Source organism: Variovorax sp. 770b2 (genome assembly GCF_900115685.1).
In the GTDB taxonomy this organism is placed as follows: Bacteria; Pseudomonadota; Gammaproteobacteria; order Burkholderiales; family Burkholderiaceae_C; genus Variovorax.
This window is the reverse complement of record NZ_FOXJ01000001.1, coordinates 2,553,408-2,572,541: the sequence shown is the minus strand read 5'-3', so window position 1 is coordinate 2,572,541 and position 19,134 is coordinate 2,553,408. Positions and strand designations below refer to the sequence as shown.

Here is a 19,134-nt window from a genome sequence, read left to right as displayed (position 1 = left end):
GATTCTCCTTGCGGGACAACGCTTTCTTCATGCTTGAAGGCATTGGGTCGTTAATAAATGGAGAAATTGAATTGGAGATTAATGGTGACGATAAATCAACATTGAAAATATTTGTGAAAATTTAAATGGCGCGCGATTGGACGCCTTTGAATTTCTAAAACAATAGGCCTATCCCTATAAGGCCGATTAGCCGATTTGCCCTACATTCGCAAATCCGGAGGCAATGAATGAAATTCGGCGGCTGGCAGTCCGGTCTGCGGGTTTCCGATAACTACAGGCACTTGATTTAGTCGCCGCGCTGAAACATAGTTGCCCCCGTTCCGCAAGCCAAAAACCCATCGCCTACCCAAGGAGACACACCCATGTTCAGTTCGCGCAGCCGCCGTCGCCCGACCCTGGCCCTCGCCATCCTTTCCGCTGCGGCCCTCGCGGCAGCTACGGCGTCCACGGCCTTCGCGGCCGGCGAGCCGGTCATCGGCCTGGTCACCAAGACCGAGACCAACCCCTTCTTCGTGAAGATGAAAGAGGGCGCGCAGGAAGAAGCCAAGAAGCTCGGCGCCAAGCTGCTGTCGGGCGCGGGCAAGGCCGACGGCGACAACGCGGGCCAGATCACCGCGATGGAAAACATGATCGCGGCCGGCGCCAAGACCATCCTCATCACGCCGAGCGACGCCAAGGCCATCGTGCCGGCGATCAAGAAGGCGCGCGACAAGGGAATCATGGTGATCGCGCTGGACAGCCCGGCCGATCCACCGGACGCGACCGACGCGCTCTTCGCCACCAACAACTACACCGCGGGCGTCTTGATCGGCGAATACGCCAAGGCCGCGATGGCCGGCAAGACGCCCAAGATCATCGCGCTCGACCTGCTGCCGGGCCACCCGGTGGGGGCGCAGCGCCACAACGGCTTCATGAAGGGCTTCGGGCTCGCGGCGAACGATGCCAAGTCGAACGAGCTGTCCAAGGCGCCCGAGATCGTCTGCATGGCCGACAGCTTCGGCGACCAGGCCAAGGCGCAGACGGTGATGGAAAACTGCCTCCAGAAGGCGCCCGACGTGAACCTGGTCTACACGATCAACGAGCCCGCCGCGGCCGGTGCCTACACCGCGCTCAAGCGCGCGGGCAAGGAGAAGGGCGTGATGATCGTCTCGGTCGATGGCGGCTGCCAGGGCATCAAGGACACCAACGCCGGCGTCATCGCCGCGACCTCGCAGCAGTACCCGCTGAAGATGGCCGCCATGGGCGTGGCCGCGGGCGTCGAATTCGCCAAGACCGGCAAGAAGGCCTCGGGCTACGTGGACACCGGCGTGACGCTGATCGCCGGCAAGAGCGTGGCGGGCGTGGAGAGCAAGGACACCAAGACCGGCGCCGAGCTGTGCTGGGGCAAGAAGTAAGCACAGAAGAACGAGACCGCAGGGAGCACACAACAATGACGAAATCTCCGACGCACCACATCCCGTGGGGCGCCCTCGGGCCGTGGCTGGCCCTCCTGGGCGCATGCATCTTCTTCGCGACGCAGTCCGACCGGTTCCTCACCGGCGAGAACCTGTCGCTGGTCCTTCAGCAGGTGATGGTGGTGGGCGTGATCGCCATCGGCCAGACGCTGATCATCCTCACGGCCGGCATCGACCTGTCGTGCGGCATGGTGATGGCGCTGGGCGGCATCGTCATGAGCAAGTTCGCCACCGAGCTCGGGCTGCCGGTGCCGGTGGCCATTCTTTGCGGCGTGGGGGTGACGACGCTCTTCGGCCTCGTCAACGGCCTCCTGGTCACGCGCATCAAGCTGCCGCCCTTCATCGTGACGCTGGGCACGCTGAACATCGCGTTCGCGATCACGCAGCTCTATTCGTCGTCGCAGACCATCACCGATTTGCCCGCGAGCCTCACGGGGCTGGGCACCACCTTCGCCATCGGCGGCACCGAGGTCGCCTGGGGCGCGGTGCTGATGGTGCTGCTGTACCTGCTCGCGTGGTTCGTGCTGCGCGAGACGGGCGCGGGCCGCCACATCTACGCCGTGGGCAACAACGCCGAGGCCACGCGCCTGGTGGGCATTCCGACGCAGCGCGTGCTGCTGGGCGTGTACGTGGCGGCGGGCGCGCTCTACGGCATCGCCTCGCTGCTGTCGGTGGCGCGCACCGGCGTGGGCGATCCGAACGCGGGGCAGACCGAGAACCTGGACGCCATCACGGCCGTGGTGCTCGGCGGCACCAGCCTCTTCGGCGGCCGCGGCATCGTGCTGGGCTCGCTGATCGGCGTGCTGATCGTGGGCGTGTTCCGCAACGGGCTCACGTTGATGGGCGTGTCCTCGATCTACCAGGTGCTGGTGACGGGCGTGCTCGTGATCCTCGCGGTGGCGGCCGACCAACTCTCGCGCAAGGGAGCACGCTGATGAACACCGTGGCAAACCCCAAGATCGTCATGCAGGCCAAGGGCCTGGTGAAGCGCTACGGCCAGGTCACCGCGCTGGACGGTGTCGATTTCGAACTGCGCGAAGGAGAAATCCTCGCGGTGATCGGCGACAACGGCGCGGGCAAATCGTCGCTCATCAAGGCGCTCTCGGGCGCGGTGGTGCCCGACCAGGGCGAGATCCTGCTCGATGGCGCGCCGGTGCACTTTCGCAATCCGCTCGATGCGCGGCGCGCGGGCATCGAGACGGTCTATCAGGACCTGGCCGTCGCGCCCGCGATGACGATCTACGAAAACCTTTTCCTCGGCCGCGAACTGCGCCGCCCCGGGTTCCTGGGCAACGTGCTGCGCATGCTCGACAAGAAGAAGATGCTGCAGGAAAGCGCCGCCCGCATGGCGGACCTGAAGGTCGGCATCCAGTCGATGACGCAGGCGGTCGAGACGCTCTCGGGCGGCCAGCGCCAGTGCGTGGCGGTGGCGCGCAGCGCGGCCTTCGCGCGGCACGTGGTCATCATGGACGAGCCCACCGCCGCGCTCGGCGTGAAGGAGGGCAACATGGTGCTCGAACTCATCCGCCGCGTGCGCGACAAGGGCCTGCCCGTGGTGCTCATCAGCCACAACATGCCGCATGTGTTCGAGGTGGCCGACCGCATCCACGTGGCACGGCTGGGCAAGCGCGCTGCGGTGCTGAACCCGAAGAAGATCAGCATGAGCGACACCGTGGCCCTGATGACCGGCGCCATGACGGCCGACCAGTTGCCCGCGGAGGCGCATGCCTGATGCGGAAGTTTCTGTGCGCCCGCCCGACCTGTTGCGCCCGCGCGGCTCCAACCAGGTGGGCATGCGCCAGTTCAACGAGCGCGTGGTGCTGCAGGCGCTGCGCGTGCACACGAGCCTGCCCAAGGCCGACCTCGCGCGGCTCACGGGGCTGAGCGCGCAGACCATCGGGCTCATCACCGCGCGGCTCGAAGAAGACCAGCTCATCGTCAAGCAGAGCCGGGTACGCGGTCGCATTGGGCAGCCCTCGGTGCCGCTGGCGCTGAACCCGGACGGCGCCTTCGCCATCGGCATCAAGGTGGGGCGGCGCGGCGCGGAGTGGCTCTTGATCGACTTCACCGCGCAGGTGCGCGAGCGCCATGCGATGAGCTACGACTTTCCCGATGCAGAGGCGCTGCTGCCGGCGATTGCCGAGCACATCCATCGCCTGCGCGACGGGCTCGGTGCGCTCGCCGCGCGCAATGTGGGCGTGGGGCTGGCCGCGCCGTTCCTGCTCGGCGGCTGGCACCGCACGCTGGGCCTGTCCAGGGCGCAGTCGGACGAGTGGAACCAGATGGACCTGCTGGCCGAGGTGCGCGCGCGCACCGAGGTGCCGGTGAGCTTCGCGCGCGACACCGTGGCCGCCTGCGTGGCCGAGCTGGTGGGCGGGCGCGGGCACGACCTGAAGAGCTTTCTCTACATCTTCGTGGACACCTTCGTGGGCGGCGGGCTGGTCATCGATTCGCATCTGCACGCGGGCGCGAACGGCAATGCCGGCGCGCTGGCTTCGTTGCCGATGCAGCCGGTGCGCCCCGGCGGCGCGCTGCCGCCGCAGGTGATGGCCGAGGCCTCGCTGTGGGAGCTGGAGCAGCGCCTGCAGGGCGAGGGGCTCGACCCCGCGGCGGCTTATGACGACCGTGCGTTGCAGCCGCCTTATGCAGCGGCCACGCAGGCCTGGCTCGGCTCGGCGTCGTTGGCATTGGCGCATGCCATCGTCAGCAGCACCGCGGTGCTGGACCTGGCCGACGTGGTGATGGATGGATCGATGTCGCGCGCCTTGCTGCAGGCGTTGCTCGAGCAGACGCGCGCCGCTCTGGCGCAGTGCAACTGGGAAGGCCTGTGGCCGCCGCAGTTGCACGGGGGCAGGGTGGGGGCGCAGGCGTGCGCGCTAGGTGGGGCGATGCTGCCGCTGCATGCGAACTTCGCGCCGGATCACGACGTGTTTCTGAAGGCGGGTTGAGAGGCCACCGACGTCGCAACGCACCTCTTGCGCTCCCCTGGTGGCCGACCATTCTTCGGGCGAAGGCCGGTTTGCAAACTGCCTGGGGACGGCGATCGGCCGCTTGCGATCGCGTCCCCAGGAAAACCGCTCAGTTGCCGCAAGTGCCTGGCTTCGCCAGGCCGAGTTTGGCGATGTCGGCCTTGCCTTGCTCTTCCGGAATCTGCTCCAGGTCGGCGCCGCCCACGAATGCGCCCATCTTGATGAACTGCCGGATGAAGTAGTTCTTGCCGGCGTCCATGAACAGTTCCATGGAATTGGGCGAGAACTCCGATTCCGTTTCGATCTTGTTCTTCTTGCCGCCATCCACCTGCGTGTAGAAGAACACGTCGGAGGCGCTCTCGCCCAGGCACTTGCCGTTGACCAGGATGTCCTTCTTCAAAGACTTCCCGGCGAAGCTGTTGCGGTAGACATAAAGGCCGGATTTCCCGGCGGCCGGGGCACTGAACTGCTTGGCCTTGTCGCTCTCCTCCTTGCTGGCCATGTTGACCGAAGCGCATCCTGTCATCAGCAACGCCGACAGGACAACGATGGTGCTCTTGTGATTGATCTTCATTTTTGTGGTCTTGGTTTGTTCACAGAAGACCGAGTGCTCCCTGCACCCGGCCGCTCGCGGCAGGGTGTCGCGAGCGGCGTCATTATGCTTTTTGTTTCAAGGGGTATCCGAGGCGAGACGTCGGGCTCTCGCGACATCCTTGTGCGGATGTCTGTCCATCGCATGGATCGGGCCGATCACGGCAACTTCGCAGCAACCGGCTGCGGCGTCAGCGTGCCGAGCGCGTTGCAGTCGATGTCTGCGCGCGGCCGCTCGCCGCTGCGCTTACGAGCTCGCCGATGCGTGCAGATCGCGCGGCAGCCGCAGCGTGCTCGCGCGAGAGCCCTCGGGGCAGGGGCCGTCGGAATAGACCGCCTCGCCCTCGGGCATGACGCACTTGTTCACCTGGACGACGGCGGGCGCGGCCTTGGGCTGCGCCGCCGCCTCGGCGTTCGCATTTGCCGGCGGCGTGCGATGGAACACCGGCATGGCCGGCGCCACCGACGAATGCGTCACGGCATCCGGCAGCGCGAGGCGGCCGGCCGATTCGGTCGCTTCGACATAGGCCGGCATGACCGCGGGCGGCAAGGCGGGCGCGCGCGCCGCGCTCTCGTGCACCAGGTCTTTCAGCGTTACATAGAAAAGAGACATTGCCACCAGCGCCACCGCCAGGCAAGGCGCCCAGTACCGCTGGGATCCGGCGCCGGGCATCGCCGTCCGCGAACTCAGCGCCGCGGCCATGGCAGGCCTCCGCTCTGCAGCGCGCCCGCGAGCTTCGCGATGCCACCCGTGCCGCTCGCGGCCCGCCCGATCAGCGCGCCGCCCGCCGCGCCCGCGGCGATGCGCAGCAGGAACGAGCGGCTGCGGCCCGCCGCCAGCAACAGCAGTACGCCGGCGCCGAGCACGACGAGGTGCTCGCCGGGGTAGTCGGCGCGTGCGGCATCCACTTGCTTGATCTTGTCGATCGTCTGTTCGAGGCCCATGGCTGAAGCTCCTTGTTCGTGTTCAGCCGTTCATACCGGCCGGAACCCGGCGCCGCTGTAGGCCTGCGCCATGCACCGCGACGGAATCCGTCTCGAAAATGCCGTGGAGAAGACCGCGCCGGGGGCGATCACGCGGCGCCGGTCGAAAGCTCGAAGACCCCAGGGTGAGGGACTTTCGATAATGCAAATCCATTTGTAGAGAACCGCAACAAAATGAGTGCCGCAGATTTCCTCTTCGCCCCCGAGGTGCAGAAGCTCTTGATGGTCGCCTACGCGGCGCCCGACCAGCCCTTTTCTCCCAGCGACCTGGCCCAGCGATCGAAGCTTCCACCCGACGACGTGGCGCGCACGCTGGAGCACCTGGTCGGCAGCGGCATCCTCAAGCGCCACAAGCCCAAGGCAGAGGAGGCCGAGACCGTCTCGATCGACCGCGCGTTCATCTTTCATGACGAGCTGCGCAGCATCGCGCTGAAGTCGTTCGCCGCCGCCGAGCCGGTGCGCGCGATGCTGCGAGGCAAGTTCAAGGATTCGGTGGTGCGCGCCTTCATCCTGGGCGAGGACAAGGACGGCACGCTGGAGCTGCTCGTCGTGCACGGCCAGTCGATGCCCGACGAAGCCGCCATGACGGCCGCCTGCCAGAAGCTGTCGAAGAGCATCCACCGTCATCTGAAGATGCACGTCATCTCGAACGCGCGGTTCAACGGCCTCGCGCCGCGCGATGCGCTCCTGCCGAAGCCCTCGGCACTCGAGATCATCAAGCTCGGGGACACGAAGGCCCCATTGCCCGTCGAGAAGATCGGGCTCCTGCAGAGCGCGAAGAAGAAGCTGGCGACGTTGTCCCGCTCGTCGGCGTGAACGCGCGCCGGTCGGGCAGCTGCCGGTTATCTGCGCTTGTCTCTCGCAGCCGCGAGGCTGCGGGCTTCGGCGATCGGCGGCTGCACGGCCTCGAAGGTCTTGTCGCCCGGGCCGATCACGCGGGCCTGCGCTCCGCACCCCGTTCCTGGGGAAGGTCGAAGCCCAGCCTCCTGGCAACCAGGGACCAGTCGCTCCCCGCAAGGCCGGCGGCTGTCAAGGTGTCTCGCCAGTCCACCTGGGAGACCGGGACTTCTTTCAACAGCCTGTCGATCCGGGCGCCGGACAGAACGAGCAGGGCGGCTTGCACCCTGTCGCGCGCAGTCGACCACTCGCTGTTGCAGGGGGGCTCTTTCATTTCTGAAAGCGCTGCAAGCGCCACCGGGGCGTCTTGCACAGAGAAAAGCTCGCGCACCTTGGCTTCGATCGGTCGAGAGACTTTTTCCATGTTCCGGCCGGGCTAGGGCTTGCTCTTGCTCTTGTCCCGTGCGGCCAGCAGGCTGCGGGCTTCCGCCAGCAGCGGCTTCACGGTCTCGAAGGTCTTCGCGCTCGGGTTGATCACGCTCACCCAGTACATCTTTGCGTACATGGGATGCGGCATCAACCGGTCGATCGCGGTGAAGTCGGTGTTCGCCTGTTCCTGCTCGCCGAAGAGCGCGCGAAAGCGCTCCTTGCCGACGTCGATGTTGAGCCGGAAGACGCCGGGGCGGTTCAGGTTCGAGGCGCTGTCGAACGCGCTGTCCTTCGTCACGATGGTGGCGAAGGGAAACTTGTTGTCCGCACCATGAAAGAAGAAGGTGTTGTCGTCGGCGACCTGGAAATGGCCGCCGCCGAGCGAGTCGATGATGTGCTGGGTGATGTCGTCTTCGGTCATGGAGATGCTTCGTGTGCTCAGGCTCAGGCTCAGGGCTTCCAGCGGCGCAAACCCAGCTCGTCCGCGAGCGCCTGGTAGGTCTTGATGCGGGCCTGCACGTAGTCGTCGAGCGCGGCGCCGGTGAGCGCGAAAGGATAAAGGCTGTGGCGCTCGCGCAGCGCCGCGTAGCCGGGTGCGGCCGTGGCTTCGGCGAATGCGGCGCTCCAGGCGCGCACGGCGGCCTCGGGCACGTTCGCGCTCAGGTACAGGCCGCGCACGGTCGGCCAGACGATGTCCACGCCTTGCTCGCGCGCGGTCGGCACGCCGGTGAGCGCGCCGCCCAGCCGCGCTTCCGACAGCACGGCCAGGAGGCGCACCGCCGCGCCGCCCGCGATGGCCTGCAGTGCCTCGGCCGCGTCGCCGGGGAACACGTCGACGTGCTTGCCCTGCAGCGCACCCAGTGCATCGCCGCCGCCCTCGAAGGAAACGAAGCGCATCGCCTTGTGGTCGCGGCCCGCGGCGCGCACCAGCAGCGCGGCCTTCACCCAGTCCTGGCTGCCGACAGTACCGCCCGCGCCGAAGGCCGTGCGCGAAGGGTCTTGCCGGAGAGCCGCGACAAGATCCTGCAGGCGCCTGTAGGGCGAGTCGCGGTGCACGGCGATCACGCCGTAGTCGGTGCCCAGCGTGGCGATCCAGCGCACGGCCGAGGGCGGGTGCGGGCCGAAGCGGCCCTGTGCCAGGTTGAGCAGCGAGCCGCTGGAGAACGCGACCAGCGTGCCCTCGCCGCCGAGCTGGCCGGTGGCGATGCGGTCGAAGGCGACGGCGCCGATGCCGCCCGGCAGGTAGCGCTGGCCGAGGGGCGGGCGCGAAGGGCGCACCGCCTGCAGCGCATCGCGCGCGAGGGTGCAGGTGAGTTCGAAGCCGCCGCCGGCCTTGGCGGGGATCACGCAGTCGGCCGCGGCCAGCGAGGGGTCGCCGGACTGCGCCATGGCGATGCCGGGAACGAACAGTGCAGAGAGCGCGCAGAGCGCATGGCGGCGGGTGGAAGAGGGCATCTGCATGGGGTTGTGCGCCGCTAGCTGGCCGCCGGCCGGGGCCACCAGATGATCGCATGCAGCCCCGTGCCGGCCTCGCGCGCCTCGAGCCGCAGCTCGCCCCGGTGCCGCTGCGCGATCGAACGCGCAATGGCCAGCCCGAGGCCGAAGCCGCCCTTGCCCGCACGCGCGCCGCGGCGAAAGCGCTGGCCCAAGGCGAAGCGCTCTTCTTCGCCGAGGCCGGGGCCGTCGTCCTCGACGTTGAGGCTCCACCCCGCGGCATCGCCCGCGGCGAAGAGGGTGATCGTGCCTTCGGCGGGTGTGTAGGTGATCGCGTTTGTCACGAGGTTGCCGAGCGCCTCGCGCAGCAGACCCCGGTCCGCGACCGCTAGGAATTCCGGCGTGGGCGCATGGATGCCCAGGTCGATGCGCTTGGCGCGCGCGAGCGGCAGCAGGTCCACCGCCACTTCGCGCAGCAGCGCCGCCAGGTCGAACTCCGCAGGCTCCACGGCCACCGTGTCGCTGCGGCCCAGCGCGAGCAGTTGCTGCGCGCTGCGCGTGGCGCGGCCGATCTCGGTGCCCAGCGCGTCGAGCGCGGCGCGCACCTGCGCCGGGTCTTCCTCGCGCCTGGCGTAGTCGGCCTGCATCTGCAGGGTGGTGAGGTGCGTGCGCAGCTGGTGCGAGGCGTCGTCCAGGAACTGGCGCTGCTGGGTCACCAGGTCCTGCGTGCGCGACATCTGCTGGTTGACCGCATCCACCAGCGGGCGCACCTCGGCCGGCAGGTCGGTCTCGGGGATGCGCGTGAGGTCGTCGGGCGTGCGCGCCTGCACGTCGCGCGCGAGCCGGGACAGCGGCCGCAGTGCGGCGGCGAGCGCGAGGGCGGTGCCGCACAGCAGCAGCGCGAGCACCAGCCCGTCGCGCAGCGCCGCGCTGCGCACGAAGCGCGCGCTGAACTCCTGCCGCGAGCGCGTGCTCTCGCCCACCTGGACCAGCACGCTGCGCCCCGTGCTGCCGGCCGGCGCGCGGTCCAGGTCTCGCCGGTAGGCTGCGAGCCGCACGGCCTCGCCAAAGTAAGTGGCGTCGTAGAAAGCCGGCACGCCCATCTTCAATTCGGCCGGCGGCGCGGGCAGGTCGGCGCTGCCCAGTTCGACCAATCCGTCGGAGGTCGCCACGCGAAAGAACACCTGGCCGCTGGCCGTGAGCTCGAAGAACTCGAACATCGAGTACGGCAACTCGACCGAGAGGCCGCCCGAGGCCGTCGAGATGTTGGCGTCGATGGATTTCAGCGCACCCAGCAGCGAGCGGTCGTAGGCCGCGTTGGCGGCGGCGAGCGCGTCGTGCCGCGTCATCCACAGCTCCAGGCCCGTCACCAGCAGCAGGGCGGGGAACAGCAGCAGCGCGAGCCGCTGCCAGAGGCTCGCGCGGCGCAGGAAGCTTCGCATCACGCGCACTCAGTCGGCTTCCAGCACGTAGCCAAGACCACGCAGCGTGACGATGCGCACGCCGGTGCCGTCCAGGCGCTTGCGCAGGCGATAGACGAAGACCTCCACCGCTTCGGGGTGCACCTCTTCGTCATCGGGAAACACGCGTTCGAGAATCTGCTGCTTGGACAACGGCTCGCCGCTGCGCTGCACCAGCACGCGCAGCACCGCGTGCTCCCGCGGCGAGAGCGCGAGCGCTTCGCCGTTCAGCACGAACTGGCGGCGCGCGCCGTCGTACACCAGCGGCCCGCACGCCAGGCGCGGATGCTCCACGCCGCGCGCACGCCGCACCAGCGCATGCAGCCGCGCTTCGAGCTCGGCCAGCGCGAAGGGCTTGGCGAGAAAGTCGTCGGCACCCGCGTTGAGCGAGGCGACCCGCTCGTTCAGCGAATCGCGCGCGGTGAGGATCAGCGCCGGCAGCCGCTGGTCGCGTTCGCGCAGCCGCTGCAGCACCGTGTGGCCGTCCATGCCGGGCAGGCCCAGGTCGAGCACCAGGGCATCGTGGTCGCGCTGCTGCAGCGCGCGGTCGGCCAGGCGCCCGTCATCCACCCATTCGACCTGGATGCCCGCATGCTCCAGCGCCTTGCAGAGCCAGGTGCCCAGGGTGTGTTCGTCTTCGGCCAGGAGGATGCGCATGGCGCCGATGCTAGTGGTGCCCCGTCTTTTTGCGAAACACCGCGGAACCGGCTCTGCCGGGCCGCAGGAGTTGCCCCGCTGCAAGGGGCGAAGCGACACGAAGTGCGCGAAGACTGGGGGTATGCCAGTCAATCCGGCTTGATGTTTGCCCTTGCGATCACCTTCTGCCAGCGCGCCTGCTCGGCCGCGATGAACTGCGCGAACTGCTCGGGCGTGCCGCCGATGGCCTCGGCCGCATCGGCCGTGAGCCGCTGCATCGAGTCGGGCGACTTCACCGCCTTCATCGTCTCGGCCGAGAGCTTGGCCAGGTTCGCGGGCTCGATGTTGGCCGGCGCGAGCATGCCGTACCACTGGGTCATCTCGAAACCCGGGAAGCCTTGCTCCGCGACCGTCGGCACGTCCGGCAATTGCGCCAGGCGCTTGGCCGAGCCGGTCGCGATGCAGCGCACCTTGCCCGCCTTGATGAACGGAATGATCGCCGCCGCGCCGATGGCCGAGGCGTCGAGCCGGCCCGAGAGCAGGTCGGTCACCATCGGCCCGGTGCCGCGGTAGGGCACGTGCAGCATGAACACGTCGGCGGTCATCTTCAGGTACTCGAAAGCGAGGTGGCCGGCGCTGCCGTTGCCCGCGGAGCCGTAGTTCAGTTTGCCGGGTTTCGACTTGGCGTAGGCGATGAACTCCTTGAGGTTCTTCGCGGGTACGTCGGGGTGCACCACGTAGAGGCTGGGCACCTTGGCCAAGAGGCTGACAGGCTTGAAATCCTTGTTCGCGTCGTAGGGCAGCTTGGCGAAGATGTAGGGGTTCACGGCCAGCGTGCCGATGTGGCCGAGGACCAGCGTGTGCTGGTCGGTGCTGCGCGCCACTTCGCTCATCGCGATGTTGCCGGCGGCGCCGGGCTTGTTGTCCACGAAGACGCTCTGGCCGAGCGTGCGCGAGAGTTCCGCAGCGGTGGAGCGCGCGACGATTTCCGAACTGCCGCCCGGCGCGAAGGGCACGACGAAGCGCACCGATTTGCTGGGCCATGCGGACTGGGCCGAAGCCAGGGTGGGAAGCAGGCCGCCCAGGGCGAGTGCGCTGCCGCCCTGCAGCCATTGGCGGCGCGTGGGCAGGTCGTTCAGGAAATGGTCGGACATGGTGCTTGTCTCCGTCGCTTTTGTAAGAAAGCCCGCATCGTGCCCGGCCGATGCTGTCGGAATGCTGTCAGTCGCGGGAGGTCCAGTAATCCTGGCCGAATTCACGGGCGAGCCGCGCGATGAGCGCCTCGGCGCGCGCGAGCACGCCCGCTGCCTGCGCCCGCACGGGTTCGTGGGTGAAGCGCAGGTTGTGGTGCGTCGCGCCCGAGTCGGGGTCGCTTTCGTGCATGTACAGCGTGCCTTCGCAGAGGTGCAGCTCGAACGCCCAGCCCTGCTCGTAGTAGGAGAAGACTTCGCCGGCCTCCTGGGTGTCGAGCGATTCGATGAAGAGCCGGCCCTCGATGAAGTGGTCGTGCCACGGAAAGCTCAGCACGAACCCGTCGGGCGCATGGACCACCGGCCGGTTCCAGAAGTACGCGCCGCGGCGCGGGTCCTTGCCGTGCCGGGCGGCCTTGTCGAGCACGTCGCGGTAGTGCCGGCACAACGCGTCTTCCTTGCCGACCGCGTCTGCCGAGAGCACGAAGTGCCGCTCCACGAGCGAGATGGCGGGCTGCACCAGCGGATCGCGCAGGGCCTCCCATTGCTCGGCCGAAATGCCGTTTTCCGGGCCGTAGTAGAAGCTCGGCGAGATCGCGAAGCCGATGTCGACCTGCACGCCGTCCACCGGTTCGGACTGCCGCGTCCAGTCGGGAAGGGCGCGCGCCGGGATGTTCATGTCAGATCAAATTGCGCATCGCCTGCGCCGTCTCGCGCAGCACCGGCAGCACGCGCGCCACCGCGTCTTCGGAGCTCTCGTGCCCCATCGGCATCGTGATGTTGAGCGCGCCCACCAGCGTGCCGTGCCGGTCGCGCAGCGGCACCGCGATGCCGCGCGAGTTCAGGTCCAGCTGCTGCTCCGACAGCGCCCAGCCCTGCGCCCGGATGCGGGCCAGTTCGAGCTTCATGCGCTCCATGCTCGCGATGGTGTGCGAGGTGAACACGGTGAGCTCGCGCGTGGCCAGCCACGCGTTCAACTCGGCGTCGCTGCGCAGCGCGAGCATCAGCATGCCCGAGGCCGTGACCTGCGCCGGCACGCGCGCGCCCAGCACGTAGCCCGTGCTCATGCTGCGGTTGGGGCCGTTGCGGGCGATGTAGACGACCTCGTCGCCGTCCATCACGCTCAGGTACGCAATTTCGTTGGTGCCGGCCGCCACGCGCTGCAGAAAGGGCTGCACCACGCGCGGCAGGCGTGCCGATTCCAGGTACGAGCGGCCCAGCCGCAGCACGCGCGGCGTGAGCCAGAACAGCTTGCCGTCGCTCGCCACGTAGCCCATGTGCTGCAGCGTCAAGAGGTAGCGCCGCGCGGCGGTGCGCGTCATGTCCGTGCGCTGGCCGGCCTGGCTGGCCGTCAGGCGCGGGTTGGCGTCGTCGAAGGCTTCGATGATGCTCACGCCGCGCTCCAGGCCGGCGATCCAGTCGCGCTTGTCCAGGCCGGGGGGCGCGGGCGGCTCGTTGTTGCTGTCCTTGGTGGGCTTGGTGGACATGGTCATGGTCGGGAGTGTGCCTCCGGCCTTCGGCCGGGAAGCTGCATTCTTGGCAGGTAAAAACCCTTGATTTGATCGATTGTCGAATTTTAATGATCGATCATCGATCGTTTTGTTAACTTCGGCGCTGCAAAGGTCAACTGATAGGTCTATAAAGCTCGGCATCCGACCCCCAAAGCGCGATTGACGAACGGAACCCAGCACATGAGCCATTCCATCAGCGGCAGCACCCAGGCTTACCTGATCCCGGGCGATCCGGTGCGCAATGTGCGGCTGCCGCGCATGTTCAACGCCACCTTCGAGCGCTTGGGCATCGACGCCGTGCTGCTGCCGATGCAGGTGCCGGTGCGCGACTTCGCGGTGTTCTTCAAGTCGGCCTTTCTCGCGCGCAACGTGCGCGGCATGGTGATCGCGCCGCCGCACAAGCCGCTGGTGGTCGACCTGCTCGATGGCTGCGGCCTCTTCGGCCGCGTGGCGGGCTCGGTCAACGTGGTGCGCCGCACCGAAGGCGACCAGCTCGAGGGCGACCTGTTCGACGGCGAAGGCCTCATCGGCGCGCTCGACCACTGCAACATTCCTTTTCGCGGCAAGCGCGTGCTGATCCTGGGCGCGGGCGTGAGCGCCGCGGCCATCGGCGTGGCGCTGGCCGAGGGCGGCACGGTGAACGGCGCGGAGCACATCGCCTTGCATGACACGGCCGCCGGCAAGGCGGCGGGCGTGGCGGCCAAGCTCGATGCCTTCTTCGACGCGACCGTGGTCGCGGCCGAGAGCAACGCGCCCGAGGGCTACGACCTCGTGATCAACGCCACGCCGCTCGGCCTGGTGGAGGGCGACGCGCTGCCGCTGGACGTGTCGCGCATGGAAAGCCACGCGGCGCTCTTCGACATCCTCCTGCGCAACCAGCCCACGCCGCTGGTGCGTGCGGCGCGTGCGCGAGGCCTCAATGCGCAGGCCGGCTTCGAAATGCTGATCCAGCAGATGCCGCACTACCTGCGCTACTTCGGCCACCTCGATGCGGCCGAGGCGCTGCAGGCGGATGCGAACTTCCTGCGCGAGATCGTCTATCCGCCGGCGATGCACGCCGAGATCGCGAACCCCCTGCGCTATCACTCGCCCAGCGTCGCCTGAGCCTTACTTTTTCAACGAAACGGCTTTCATGATTTCCGGCAAGACAACGCTCATCGCGCACCTGGGCTACCCGACCGAGGCCTTCAAGGCGCCGATGATCTACAACCCCTGGTTCGACCAGCAGGGCATCGACGCGGTGGTGGTGCCGATGGGCGTGAAGCCCGAGGACTACGCGGCCACCTTGCCGCAGGTGTTCAGGTTCTCGAACCTGCGCGGCGCGCTGGTCACGATGCCGCACAAGGTCACGACGATGGCGCTGGTGGACGAAGTCACGCCCACGGCGCGCGTGGCGGGCGCCTGCAACGCGATCCTCAAGCGCCCCGACGGCACGCTGCTGGGCGACCAGTTCGACGGCGCGGGCTTCGTGCGCGGCGTGGAGCGCAAGGGGCGGCGCTTCAAGGGCACGCGGGTGCTGGTGTCGGGCACGGGCGGCGTGGGCTCGGCCATTGCGGCGTCGATCGCGGCCGCGGGCGCGGCCGAGCTGATGCTGTTCGACATGAGCGATGCATCCGCACAGGCGCTGGCCGCACGGCTGCGCGAGCACTACCCGCAGATGAAGGTCGCCACGGGCTCGAAGGACCCGGCCGGCTATGACGTGGTCGTCAACGCCACGCCGCTCGGCATGAAGGACAGCGACCCGCTGCCCTTCGACGTGGACCGCATCGACCCGCAAACCTTCGTCGGCGAAGTCGTCATGAAGACCGAATACACGCCGCTGCTGCAGGCCGCCAAAGCCAAGGGCTGCGCGGTGCAGGTGGGCACCGACATGCTGTTCGAGATGATCCCCGCGTACCTCGAATTCTTCGGCTTCGGCACCGCGTCCCCGGAAGAACTGCGCGCCGTTGCGCAGCTGAAATATTGATGAAAACCAAGGCCATCGCATGAGCATTTTTGAAGGCTTTCTCTCCACTTCCGAAACGCTGGACGCCTTCAGCGATCGCGCGTTCGTCGACGCGATGCTGCGCTTCGAAGCCGCGCTCGCGCGCGCGCAGGCCGCCGAGGGGCTGATCCCCGAGAGCGCCGCGCACTCGATCGTCGGCAGCTGCAAGGTCGAGCTGTTCGATGTCGCCAAGATCGTGCGCGAGAGCGGCCGCGCGGGCAGCGTCGCCATTCCGCTGGTCAAGGCGTTGCGCGAGGCCGTGGGCCTTTTCAATGCCGAGGCCGCACCGTTCGTGCACTTCGGCAGCACCAGCCAGGACGTGATCGACAGCGCGATGGCGCTGGTCACGCGCGAGGCGGTCACGCTCATCGCGGCGGATCTCTCCAAGGCGGTCAGCGCGCTGCTGCGCCTGGCCGTGCAGCACGCCGAGACGCCGATGCTCGCGCGCACGCTGATGCAGCCGGCCTCGGTCACCAGCTTCGGCTTCAAGTGCGCGGGCTGGGCCGCGCCGCTGGTGCGCAGCCGCATCCGCCTGCACAACGCCGCGAAGCACGCATTGAAGCTGCAACTGGGCGGCGCGGTCGGCACCCTCGCGCAGATGAAGGGGCTGGGCGCCGCGGTGCGCCAGCGCATGGCCAAGGAACTGGGCCTCGGCGACCCCGGCGCGACGTGGCACACGCAGCGCGACGAATGGGTCGCGCTCGGCTGCGAGCTCGCGTTGATCACGGGCAGCCTCGGCAAGGTCGCCGTCGACATCTCGCTGCTCGGCCAGTACGAAGTCGCGGAGGTCACCGAGCCGAGCGAGCCGGGTCGGGGCGGCTCGTCGGCCATGCCGCACAAACGCAACCCCGTGGCGTCGATGGTCGCCATTGCCGCCGCGCACCGCGCGCCACAGCGCGTGGCCGCATTGCTCGGCGCGATGCCGCAGCAGCACGAGCGCGCCCTCGGCGCGTGGCAGGCCGAGCTGGCCGAATGGCCGCAGCTCCTGATGTCGGCGCACGGCAGCGTGCGCGCGATGGCGGGTGCATTGCCGGGCCTGCAGGTCGATGCCGCGCGCATGCGTGCCAACATCGAGCGCCTGCGCGCCGAACTGCCGCGCGACGCCGCCGACGAATGGTTCGACCCCGGGCTCGCCATCAATGCCGGCCATGTCGCGCTCGCCGAAGTGAAAGCGCTGCAAGCCAGACTCTCAGACAAGGAACTCTTTCAATGACCGCCCCCGAAACCCCCAGCAGCAACGGCTACGAAGACGGCTTGCTCAACCGCCGCCGCATCCTCGGCGATGCCTGGGTCGACAAGTCGCTCGCCAACCGCAACGGCTTCAACGCCGAGTTCCAGGAACTGATCACGCGCCACGCGTGGAACGACATCTGGGGCCGGCCGGCCCTCGGCGACAAGACGCGTCGCTACATGGTGCTGTCGATGATGCTGGGCATCCACGCCTACGAGGAATTCGCGATGCACGTGCGCGCCGCGCTCGACGGCCCGCCCGAATCGCGCCTGACGCCCGAGGACATCAAGGAAGTGATCATGATGGCCGCCATCTACTGCGGCGTGCCGGTGGCCAACCATGCATTCGGCATCGCCACCAGCATCCTGCGCGAGAAGGGGCTGTTGCCCTCCGCACCGGCAGCGCAGTGACCGCGCCGGTCGCCCGCAAGGGCCGCCTGGACGTCACGTTCACGCTGATGCTGCCGCTGCTTCTCGCGGCGCAGCCCGTGGCCACCGACAGCTACCTGCCGGCGCTCCCCGCCATCGCGAATGAGCTCGGCTCGGCCAGCACCAGCCTCACGCTGTTCGTGCTGGCCTTCGGCTTTGCGCAGTTGCTGTGCGGCCCGCTCGCCGATCGCTTCGGCCGGCGGCCGGTGCTGCTCGCGGGGCTCGCCTGCTACGCGATCGCCGCGTTCGGCGGCGCGTTCGCGGGCAGCGTGGCGGTGCTCGCGGGCTGGCGCACGCTGCAGGGCTTTTCGATGGCTGCGATCCTCGTGTGCGCGCGTGCGGCGGTGCGCGATCTCTATCCGGCGCACGAAGGCCCGCACGTGATGGCGCGCGGGCTCACGGGGCTGGGCGTGGTCGGGCTGGCGGCGCCGCTGCTCGGCGCATGGCTGGTGCAGGGCGCGGGATGGCGCTGGGTGATGGTGGCGATGGCGGTCTACGCCTCGCTGCTGTTCGCGATGTGCTGGCGCTCGTTCGGCGAAACGCGCAAGCCGCTCACCGGTGAATCGTCCGCACCGCGCGGCAGCACGCGCGCGGTGTTCGCGAGCCGCTCGTTCCGCGCCTGGGCCTCGGTGGCGGCGACCACCTACGGCGGGCTCTTCTGCTTCCTGCTGCTCTCGCCGATGGTCTACATCGGCTACCTCGGCTGGTCGCCCGCGTGGTACGGGTGGATCCCGGCCGGCGGCTCGCTGGTCTACATCTTCAGCACCACGCTGTGCCGCAGCCTGCTGCGCCGCCATGGGCCGGTGCGCACCGTGCGGCTGGGCGCGACGCTCAGCATGACGGGCGCGGTCATCCAGGCGCTGGGCTGCTGGCTCATGCCGCTCAGTGCGGTGCCGCTGCTGGTGGGGCACGCCGTGTATTGCCTTGGCCACGGCATCCACCAGCCCTGCGGGCAGGCCGGCGCCGTGGGCGACCTGCCGCATCTTGCAGGGCGGGCCGTGTCGTGGTCCGGCTTCGGCATGATGATGGTCGCGTTCTGCGTGGGGCAGGTCGCCGCGCTGTTCGTCGACAACGATTTTTCCAATGGCGCCTGGCCCATGGTCGTGCCGATGCTGGCGGCCGGCACCGTGCTGCTGGCCATTGCGTTCCTCTGGCTCCCGCGTCTTCAACATCCCAAGCCTCCGTAAAAAGATCCGTACAAAGGAAACACACCATGACCATCCGCCTGAATGTCGTTCGCGAAGGCGAAGGCCCCTTCGTCGTGCTCAGCCATGCGCTGGGCTGCAACCTGCGCATGTGGGACGGCGTGGCCGCGCAGCTGGCGCGCGCGCACACGGTGATCCGCTACGACCACCGCAACCACGGCGGCTCCGAGGTGGTGCCGGGCGCGCTGCGCGTGCAGACGCTGGCGCAGGACGCGGCCGAGCTCATCCAGCGCGAGGCGGGCGGCGAGCCGGTGCACTTCGTCGGCCTCTCGATGGGCGGCATGACCGCAGAGGCGCTGGCGGTGCGCCACCCCGAGCTGCTGAAGACCGTGGTGATCGCGAACTCATCCGCCCATTACCCGGACCAGGCGCCGTGGCGCGCGCGCGCCGAGACGGTCAACGCCAAGGGCGTGGCCGCCATCGCACCGGGCGCCGTCTCGCGCTGGCTCACGCCTTCGTATGCCGGCACGCCCGAAGGCGCGGCCGCGGCGAAGTCGCTGCACGACGTGCTGGTCTCCACCGATGCGCAGGGCTACATCGAGAGCTGCAACGCGGTCGCGGCCATCGATTTCCGCGAGAGCAACCACCGCATCGCCGTGCCCACGCTGGTGATCGGCGGCCTGCAGGACGAGGCCACGCCGATGGCGATGTCCGAGGCCATGGCCGCCGCCATTCCCGGCGCGCGCCTGGCCACCATCGACGCCGCGCACCTGAGCGCAGTGGAGCGGCCGGCCGAGTTCGCACAGCTGCTGATCGATTTCTGGCGCAGTCTTTGAGCGCCATCGGGAGGC

At 68.4% G+C, this 19,134-nt stretch carries 22 protein-coding genes; 11 read left to right on the top strand and 11 right to left on the bottom strand.

Annotation, left to right across the window (positions count from 1 at the left end):
* The first annotated feature begins 362 nt into the window (after window positions 1-362).
* The 4 genes from BM133_RS11805 to BM133_RS11790 are packed head-to-tail and all read left to right on the top strand — an operon-like array spanning window position 363 to window position 4,402.
* A complete protein-coding gene (locus tag BM133_RS11805; RefSeq protein WP_093433902.1) occupies window positions 363-1,394 on the top strand; it encodes a sugar ABC transporter substrate-binding protein in 1,032 nt (343 codons plus the stop codon).
* Between the two features lie 35 nt (window positions 1,395-1,429).
* A complete protein-coding gene (locus BM133_RS11800) occupies window positions 1,430-2,389 on the top strand; it encodes an ABC transporter permease (RefSeq protein WP_093433900.1) in 960 nt (319 codons plus the stop codon).
* Complete coding sequence (locus tag BM133_RS11795) at window positions 2,389-3,186, top strand: ATP-binding cassette domain-containing protein (protein ID WP_093433899.1); 798 nt, start codon at window positions 2,389-2,391, stop codon at window positions 3,184-3,186. Before BM133_RS11800 ends, BM133_RS11795 begins: the two co-directional genes overlap by 1 nt.
* On the top strand, window positions 3,179-4,402 hold the full coding sequence (locus tag BM133_RS11790) for an ROK family transcriptional regulator (protein ID WP_093433897.1): 1,224 nt from the start codon (window positions 3,179-3,181) through the stop codon (window positions 4,400-4,402). Before BM133_RS11795 ends, BM133_RS11790 begins: the two co-directional genes overlap by 8 nt.
* A 130-nt stretch (window positions 4,403-4,532) precedes the next feature.
* On the opposite strand, the gene BM133_RS11785 is transcribed toward BM133_RS11790, so the two are convergent.
* From BM133_RS11785 to BM133_RS11775, 3 genes are all read right to left on the bottom strand, one after another.
* A complete protein-coding gene (locus BM133_RS11785) occupies window positions 4,533-4,997 on the bottom strand; it encodes a DUF2846 domain-containing protein (protein WP_093433896.1) in 465 nt (154 codons plus the stop codon).
* Between the two features lie 264 nt (window positions 4,998-5,261).
* Window positions 5,262-5,717 (bottom strand): hypothetical protein, encoded by a 456-nt coding sequence (locus tag BM133_RS11780; RefSeq protein ID WP_093433894.1) that lies wholly within the window; start codon window positions 5,715-5,717, stop codon window positions 5,262-5,264.
* A complete protein-coding gene (locus tag BM133_RS11775) occupies window positions 5,702-5,959 on the bottom strand; it encodes a hypothetical protein (RefSeq protein ID WP_093433893.1) in 258 nt (85 codons plus the stop codon). Before BM133_RS11775 ends, BM133_RS11780 begins: the two co-directional genes overlap by 16 nt.
* Window positions 5,960-6,172: 213 nt before the next feature.
* Here BM133_RS11775 and BM133_RS11770 point away from each other — a divergent pair, with 213 nt between their 5' ends.
* Entirely contained in the window at window positions 6,173-6,814 is a 642-nt protein-coding gene (locus BM133_RS11770; RefSeq protein ID WP_093433891.1) for a hypothetical protein, read from the top strand.
* Window positions 6,815-6,929: 115 nt separating this feature from the next.
* Here BM133_RS11770 and BM133_RS11765 read toward each other — a convergent pair whose 3' ends face one another.
* The 8 genes from BM133_RS11765 to BM133_RS11730 all read right to left on the bottom strand — a co-directional run bounded on the left by BM133_RS11765 (window position 6,930) and on the right by BM133_RS11730 (window position 13,471).
* Entirely contained in the window at window positions 6,930-7,259 is a 330-nt protein-coding gene (locus BM133_RS11765; protein WP_143100122.1) for a hypothetical protein, read from the bottom strand.
* Between the two features lie 12 nt (window positions 7,260-7,271).
* Window positions 7,272-7,685 carry a DUF6194 family protein gene (locus tag BM133_RS11760; protein WP_093433888.1) on the bottom strand — a complete coding sequence of 138 codons (414 nt, stop codon included), beginning with the start codon at window positions 7,683-7,685 and terminating at the stop codon, window positions 7,272-7,274.
* Window positions 7,686-7,714: 29 nt separating this feature from the next.
* On the bottom strand, window positions 7,715-8,725 hold the full coding sequence (locus BM133_RS11755) for a Bug family tripartite tricarboxylate transporter substrate binding protein (protein ID WP_093435280.1): 1,011 nt from the start codon (window positions 8,723-8,725) through the stop codon (window positions 7,715-7,717).
* 14 nt (window positions 8,726-8,739) lie between these two features.
* On the bottom strand, window positions 8,740-10,140 hold the full coding sequence (locus BM133_RS11750) for a sensor histidine kinase (protein WP_093435278.1): 1,401 nt from the start codon (window positions 10,138-10,140) through the stop codon (window positions 8,740-8,742).
* A gap of 9 nt (window positions 10,141-10,149) precedes the next feature.
* Window positions 10,150-10,815, bottom strand: coding sequence for a response regulator (locus tag BM133_RS11745; protein WP_093433886.1), 666 nt, complete (start codon window positions 10,813-10,815; stop codon window positions 10,150-10,152).
* Between the two features lie 128 nt (window positions 10,816-10,943).
* Entirely contained in the window at window positions 10,944-11,948 is a 1,005-nt protein-coding gene (locus BM133_RS11740) for a Bug family tripartite tricarboxylate transporter substrate binding protein (protein WP_093433885.1), read from the bottom strand.
* Between the two features lie 67 nt (window positions 11,949-12,015).
* Window positions 12,016-12,663, bottom strand: coding sequence for a hypothetical protein (locus BM133_RS11735; protein WP_093433883.1), 648 nt, complete (start codon window positions 12,661-12,663; stop codon window positions 12,016-12,018).
* Between the two features lies 1 nt (window position 12,664).
* The gene (locus BM133_RS11730; protein WP_093435276.1) at window positions 12,665-13,471 is read right to left on the bottom strand and encodes an IclR family transcriptional regulator domain-containing protein; all 807 of its coding nucleotides are present in this window, start codon (window positions 13,469-13,471) and stop codon (window positions 12,665-12,667) included.
* 204 nt (window positions 13,472-13,675) lie between these two features.
* On the opposite strand from BM133_RS11730, the gene BM133_RS11725 reads away from it, so the two are divergent.
* The 6 genes from BM133_RS11725 to BM133_RS11700 are packed head-to-tail and all read left to right on the top strand — an operon-like array spanning window position 13,676 to window position 19,119.
* The gene (locus tag BM133_RS11725) at window positions 13,676-14,599 is read left to right on the top strand and encodes a shikimate dehydrogenase family protein (protein WP_093433882.1); all 924 of its coding nucleotides are present in this window, start codon (window positions 13,676-13,678) and stop codon (window positions 14,597-14,599) included.
* A 28-nt stretch (window positions 14,600-14,627) separates the two neighbouring features.
* The gene (locus BM133_RS11720; RefSeq protein ID WP_093433880.1) at window positions 14,628-15,461 is read left to right on the top strand and encodes a shikimate dehydrogenase family protein; all 834 of its coding nucleotides are present in this window, start codon (window positions 14,628-14,630) and stop codon (window positions 15,459-15,461) included.
* A 19-nt stretch (window positions 15,462-15,480) separates the two neighbouring features.
* Complete coding sequence (gene pcaB / locus BM133_RS11715; protein ID WP_093433878.1) at window positions 15,481-16,692, top strand: 3-carboxy-cis,cis-muconate cycloisomerase; 1,212 nt, start codon at window positions 15,481-15,483, stop codon at window positions 16,690-16,692.
* On the top strand, window positions 16,689-17,120 hold the full coding sequence (locus tag BM133_RS11710) for a carboxymuconolactone decarboxylase family protein (protein ID WP_093433876.1): 432 nt from the start codon (window positions 16,689-16,691) through the stop codon (window positions 17,118-17,120). The genes pcaB and BM133_RS11710 overlap by 4 nt, the downstream gene beginning before the upstream one ends.
* Window positions 17,117-18,325: an MFS transporter gene (locus BM133_RS11705; protein ID WP_371286321.1), complete on the top strand. Its 1,209-nt coding sequence runs from the start codon at window positions 17,117-17,119 to the stop codon at window positions 18,323-18,325. The genes BM133_RS11710 and BM133_RS11705 overlap by 4 nt, the downstream gene beginning before the upstream one ends.
* Before the next feature lie 26 nt (window positions 18,326-18,351).
* Window positions 18,352-19,119 (top strand): alpha/beta fold hydrolase, encoded by a 768-nt coding sequence (locus BM133_RS11700; RefSeq protein WP_093433874.1) that lies wholly within the window; start codon window positions 18,352-18,354, stop codon window positions 19,117-19,119.
* Window positions 19,120-19,134: the final 15 nt, after the last annotated feature.

Excerpts from the sequence above, each read along its gene's own strand:
- BM133_RS11765 (WP_143100122.1), bottom strand. The coding sequence starts at position 7,259 with ATGGAAAAAGTCTCTCGACCGATCGAAGCCAAGGTGCGCGAGCTTTTC.
- BM133_RS11730 (WP_093435276.1), bottom strand. The coding sequence starts at position 13,471 with ATGTCCACCAAGCCCACCAAGGACAGCAACAACGAGCCGCCCGCGCCC.
- BM133_RS11720 (WP_093433880.1), top strand. The coding sequence starts at position 14,628 with ATGATTTCCGGCAAGACAACGCTCATCGCGCACCTGGGCTACCCGACC.
- pcaB (WP_093433878.1), top strand. The coding sequence starts at position 15,481 with ATGAGCATTTTTGAAGGCTTTCTCTCCACTTCCGAAACGCTGGACGCC.
- BM133_RS11770 (WP_093433891.1), top strand. The coding sequence starts at position 6,173 with ATGAGTGCCGCAGATTTCCTCTTCGCCCCCGAGGTGCAGAAGCTCTTG.
- BM133_RS11795 (WP_093433899.1), top strand. The coding sequence starts at position 2,389 with ATGAACACCGTGGCAAACCCCAAGATCGTCATGCAGGCCAAGGGCCTG.
- BM133_RS11775 (WP_093433893.1), bottom strand. The coding sequence starts at position 5,959 with ATGGGCCTCGAACAGACGATCGACAAGATCAAGCAAGTGGATGCCGCA.
- BM133_RS11725 (WP_093433882.1), top strand. The coding sequence starts at position 13,676 with ATGAGCCATTCCATCAGCGGCAGCACCCAGGCTTACCTGATCCCGGGC.
- BM133_RS11700 (WP_093433874.1), top strand. The coding sequence starts at position 18,352 with ATGACCATCCGCCTGAATGTCGTTCGCGAAGGCGAAGGCCCCTTCGTC.
- BM133_RS11745 (WP_093433886.1), bottom strand. The coding sequence starts at position 10,815 with ATGCGCATCCTCCTGGCCGAAGACGAACACACCCTGGGCACCTGGCTC.
- BM133_RS11805 (WP_093433902.1), top strand. The coding sequence starts at position 363 with ATGTTCAGTTCGCGCAGCCGCCGTCGCCCGACCCTGGCCCTCGCCATC.
- BM133_RS11800 (WP_093433900.1), top strand. The coding sequence starts at position 1,430 with ATGACGAAATCTCCGACGCACCACATCCCGTGGGGCGCCCTCGGGCCG.
- BM133_RS11710 (WP_093433876.1), top strand. The coding sequence starts at position 16,689 with ATGACCGCCCCCGAAACCCCCAGCAGCAACGGCTACGAAGACGGCTTG.
- BM133_RS11755 (WP_093435280.1), bottom strand. The coding sequence starts at position 8,725 with ATGCAGATGCCCTCTTCCACCCGCCGCCATGCGCTCTGCGCGCTCTCT.
- BM133_RS11785 (WP_093433896.1), bottom strand. The coding sequence starts at position 4,997 with ATGAAGATCAATCACAAGAGCACCATCGTTGTCCTGTCGGCGTTGCTG.
- BM133_RS11760 (WP_093433888.1), bottom strand. The coding sequence starts at position 7,685 with ATGACCGAAGACGACATCACCCAGCACATCATCGACTCGCTCGGCGGC.
- BM133_RS11735 (WP_093433883.1), bottom strand. The coding sequence starts at position 12,663 with ATGAACATCCCGGCGCGCGCCCTTCCCGACTGGACGCGGCAGTCCGAA.
- BM133_RS11790 (WP_093433897.1), top strand. The coding sequence starts at position 3,179 with ATGCCTGATGCGGAAGTTTCTGTGCGCCCGCCCGACCTGTTGCGCCCG.
- BM133_RS11740 (WP_093433885.1), bottom strand. The coding sequence starts at position 11,948 with ATGTCCGACCATTTCCTGAACGACCTGCCCACGCGCCGCCAATGGCTG.
- BM133_RS11750 (WP_093435278.1), bottom strand. The coding sequence starts at position 10,140 with ATGCGAAGCTTCCTGCGCCGCGCGAGCCTCTGGCAGCGGCTCGCGCTG.
- BM133_RS11780 (WP_093433894.1), bottom strand. The coding sequence starts at position 5,717 with ATGGCCGCGGCGCTGAGTTCGCGGACGGCGATGCCCGGCGCCGGATCC.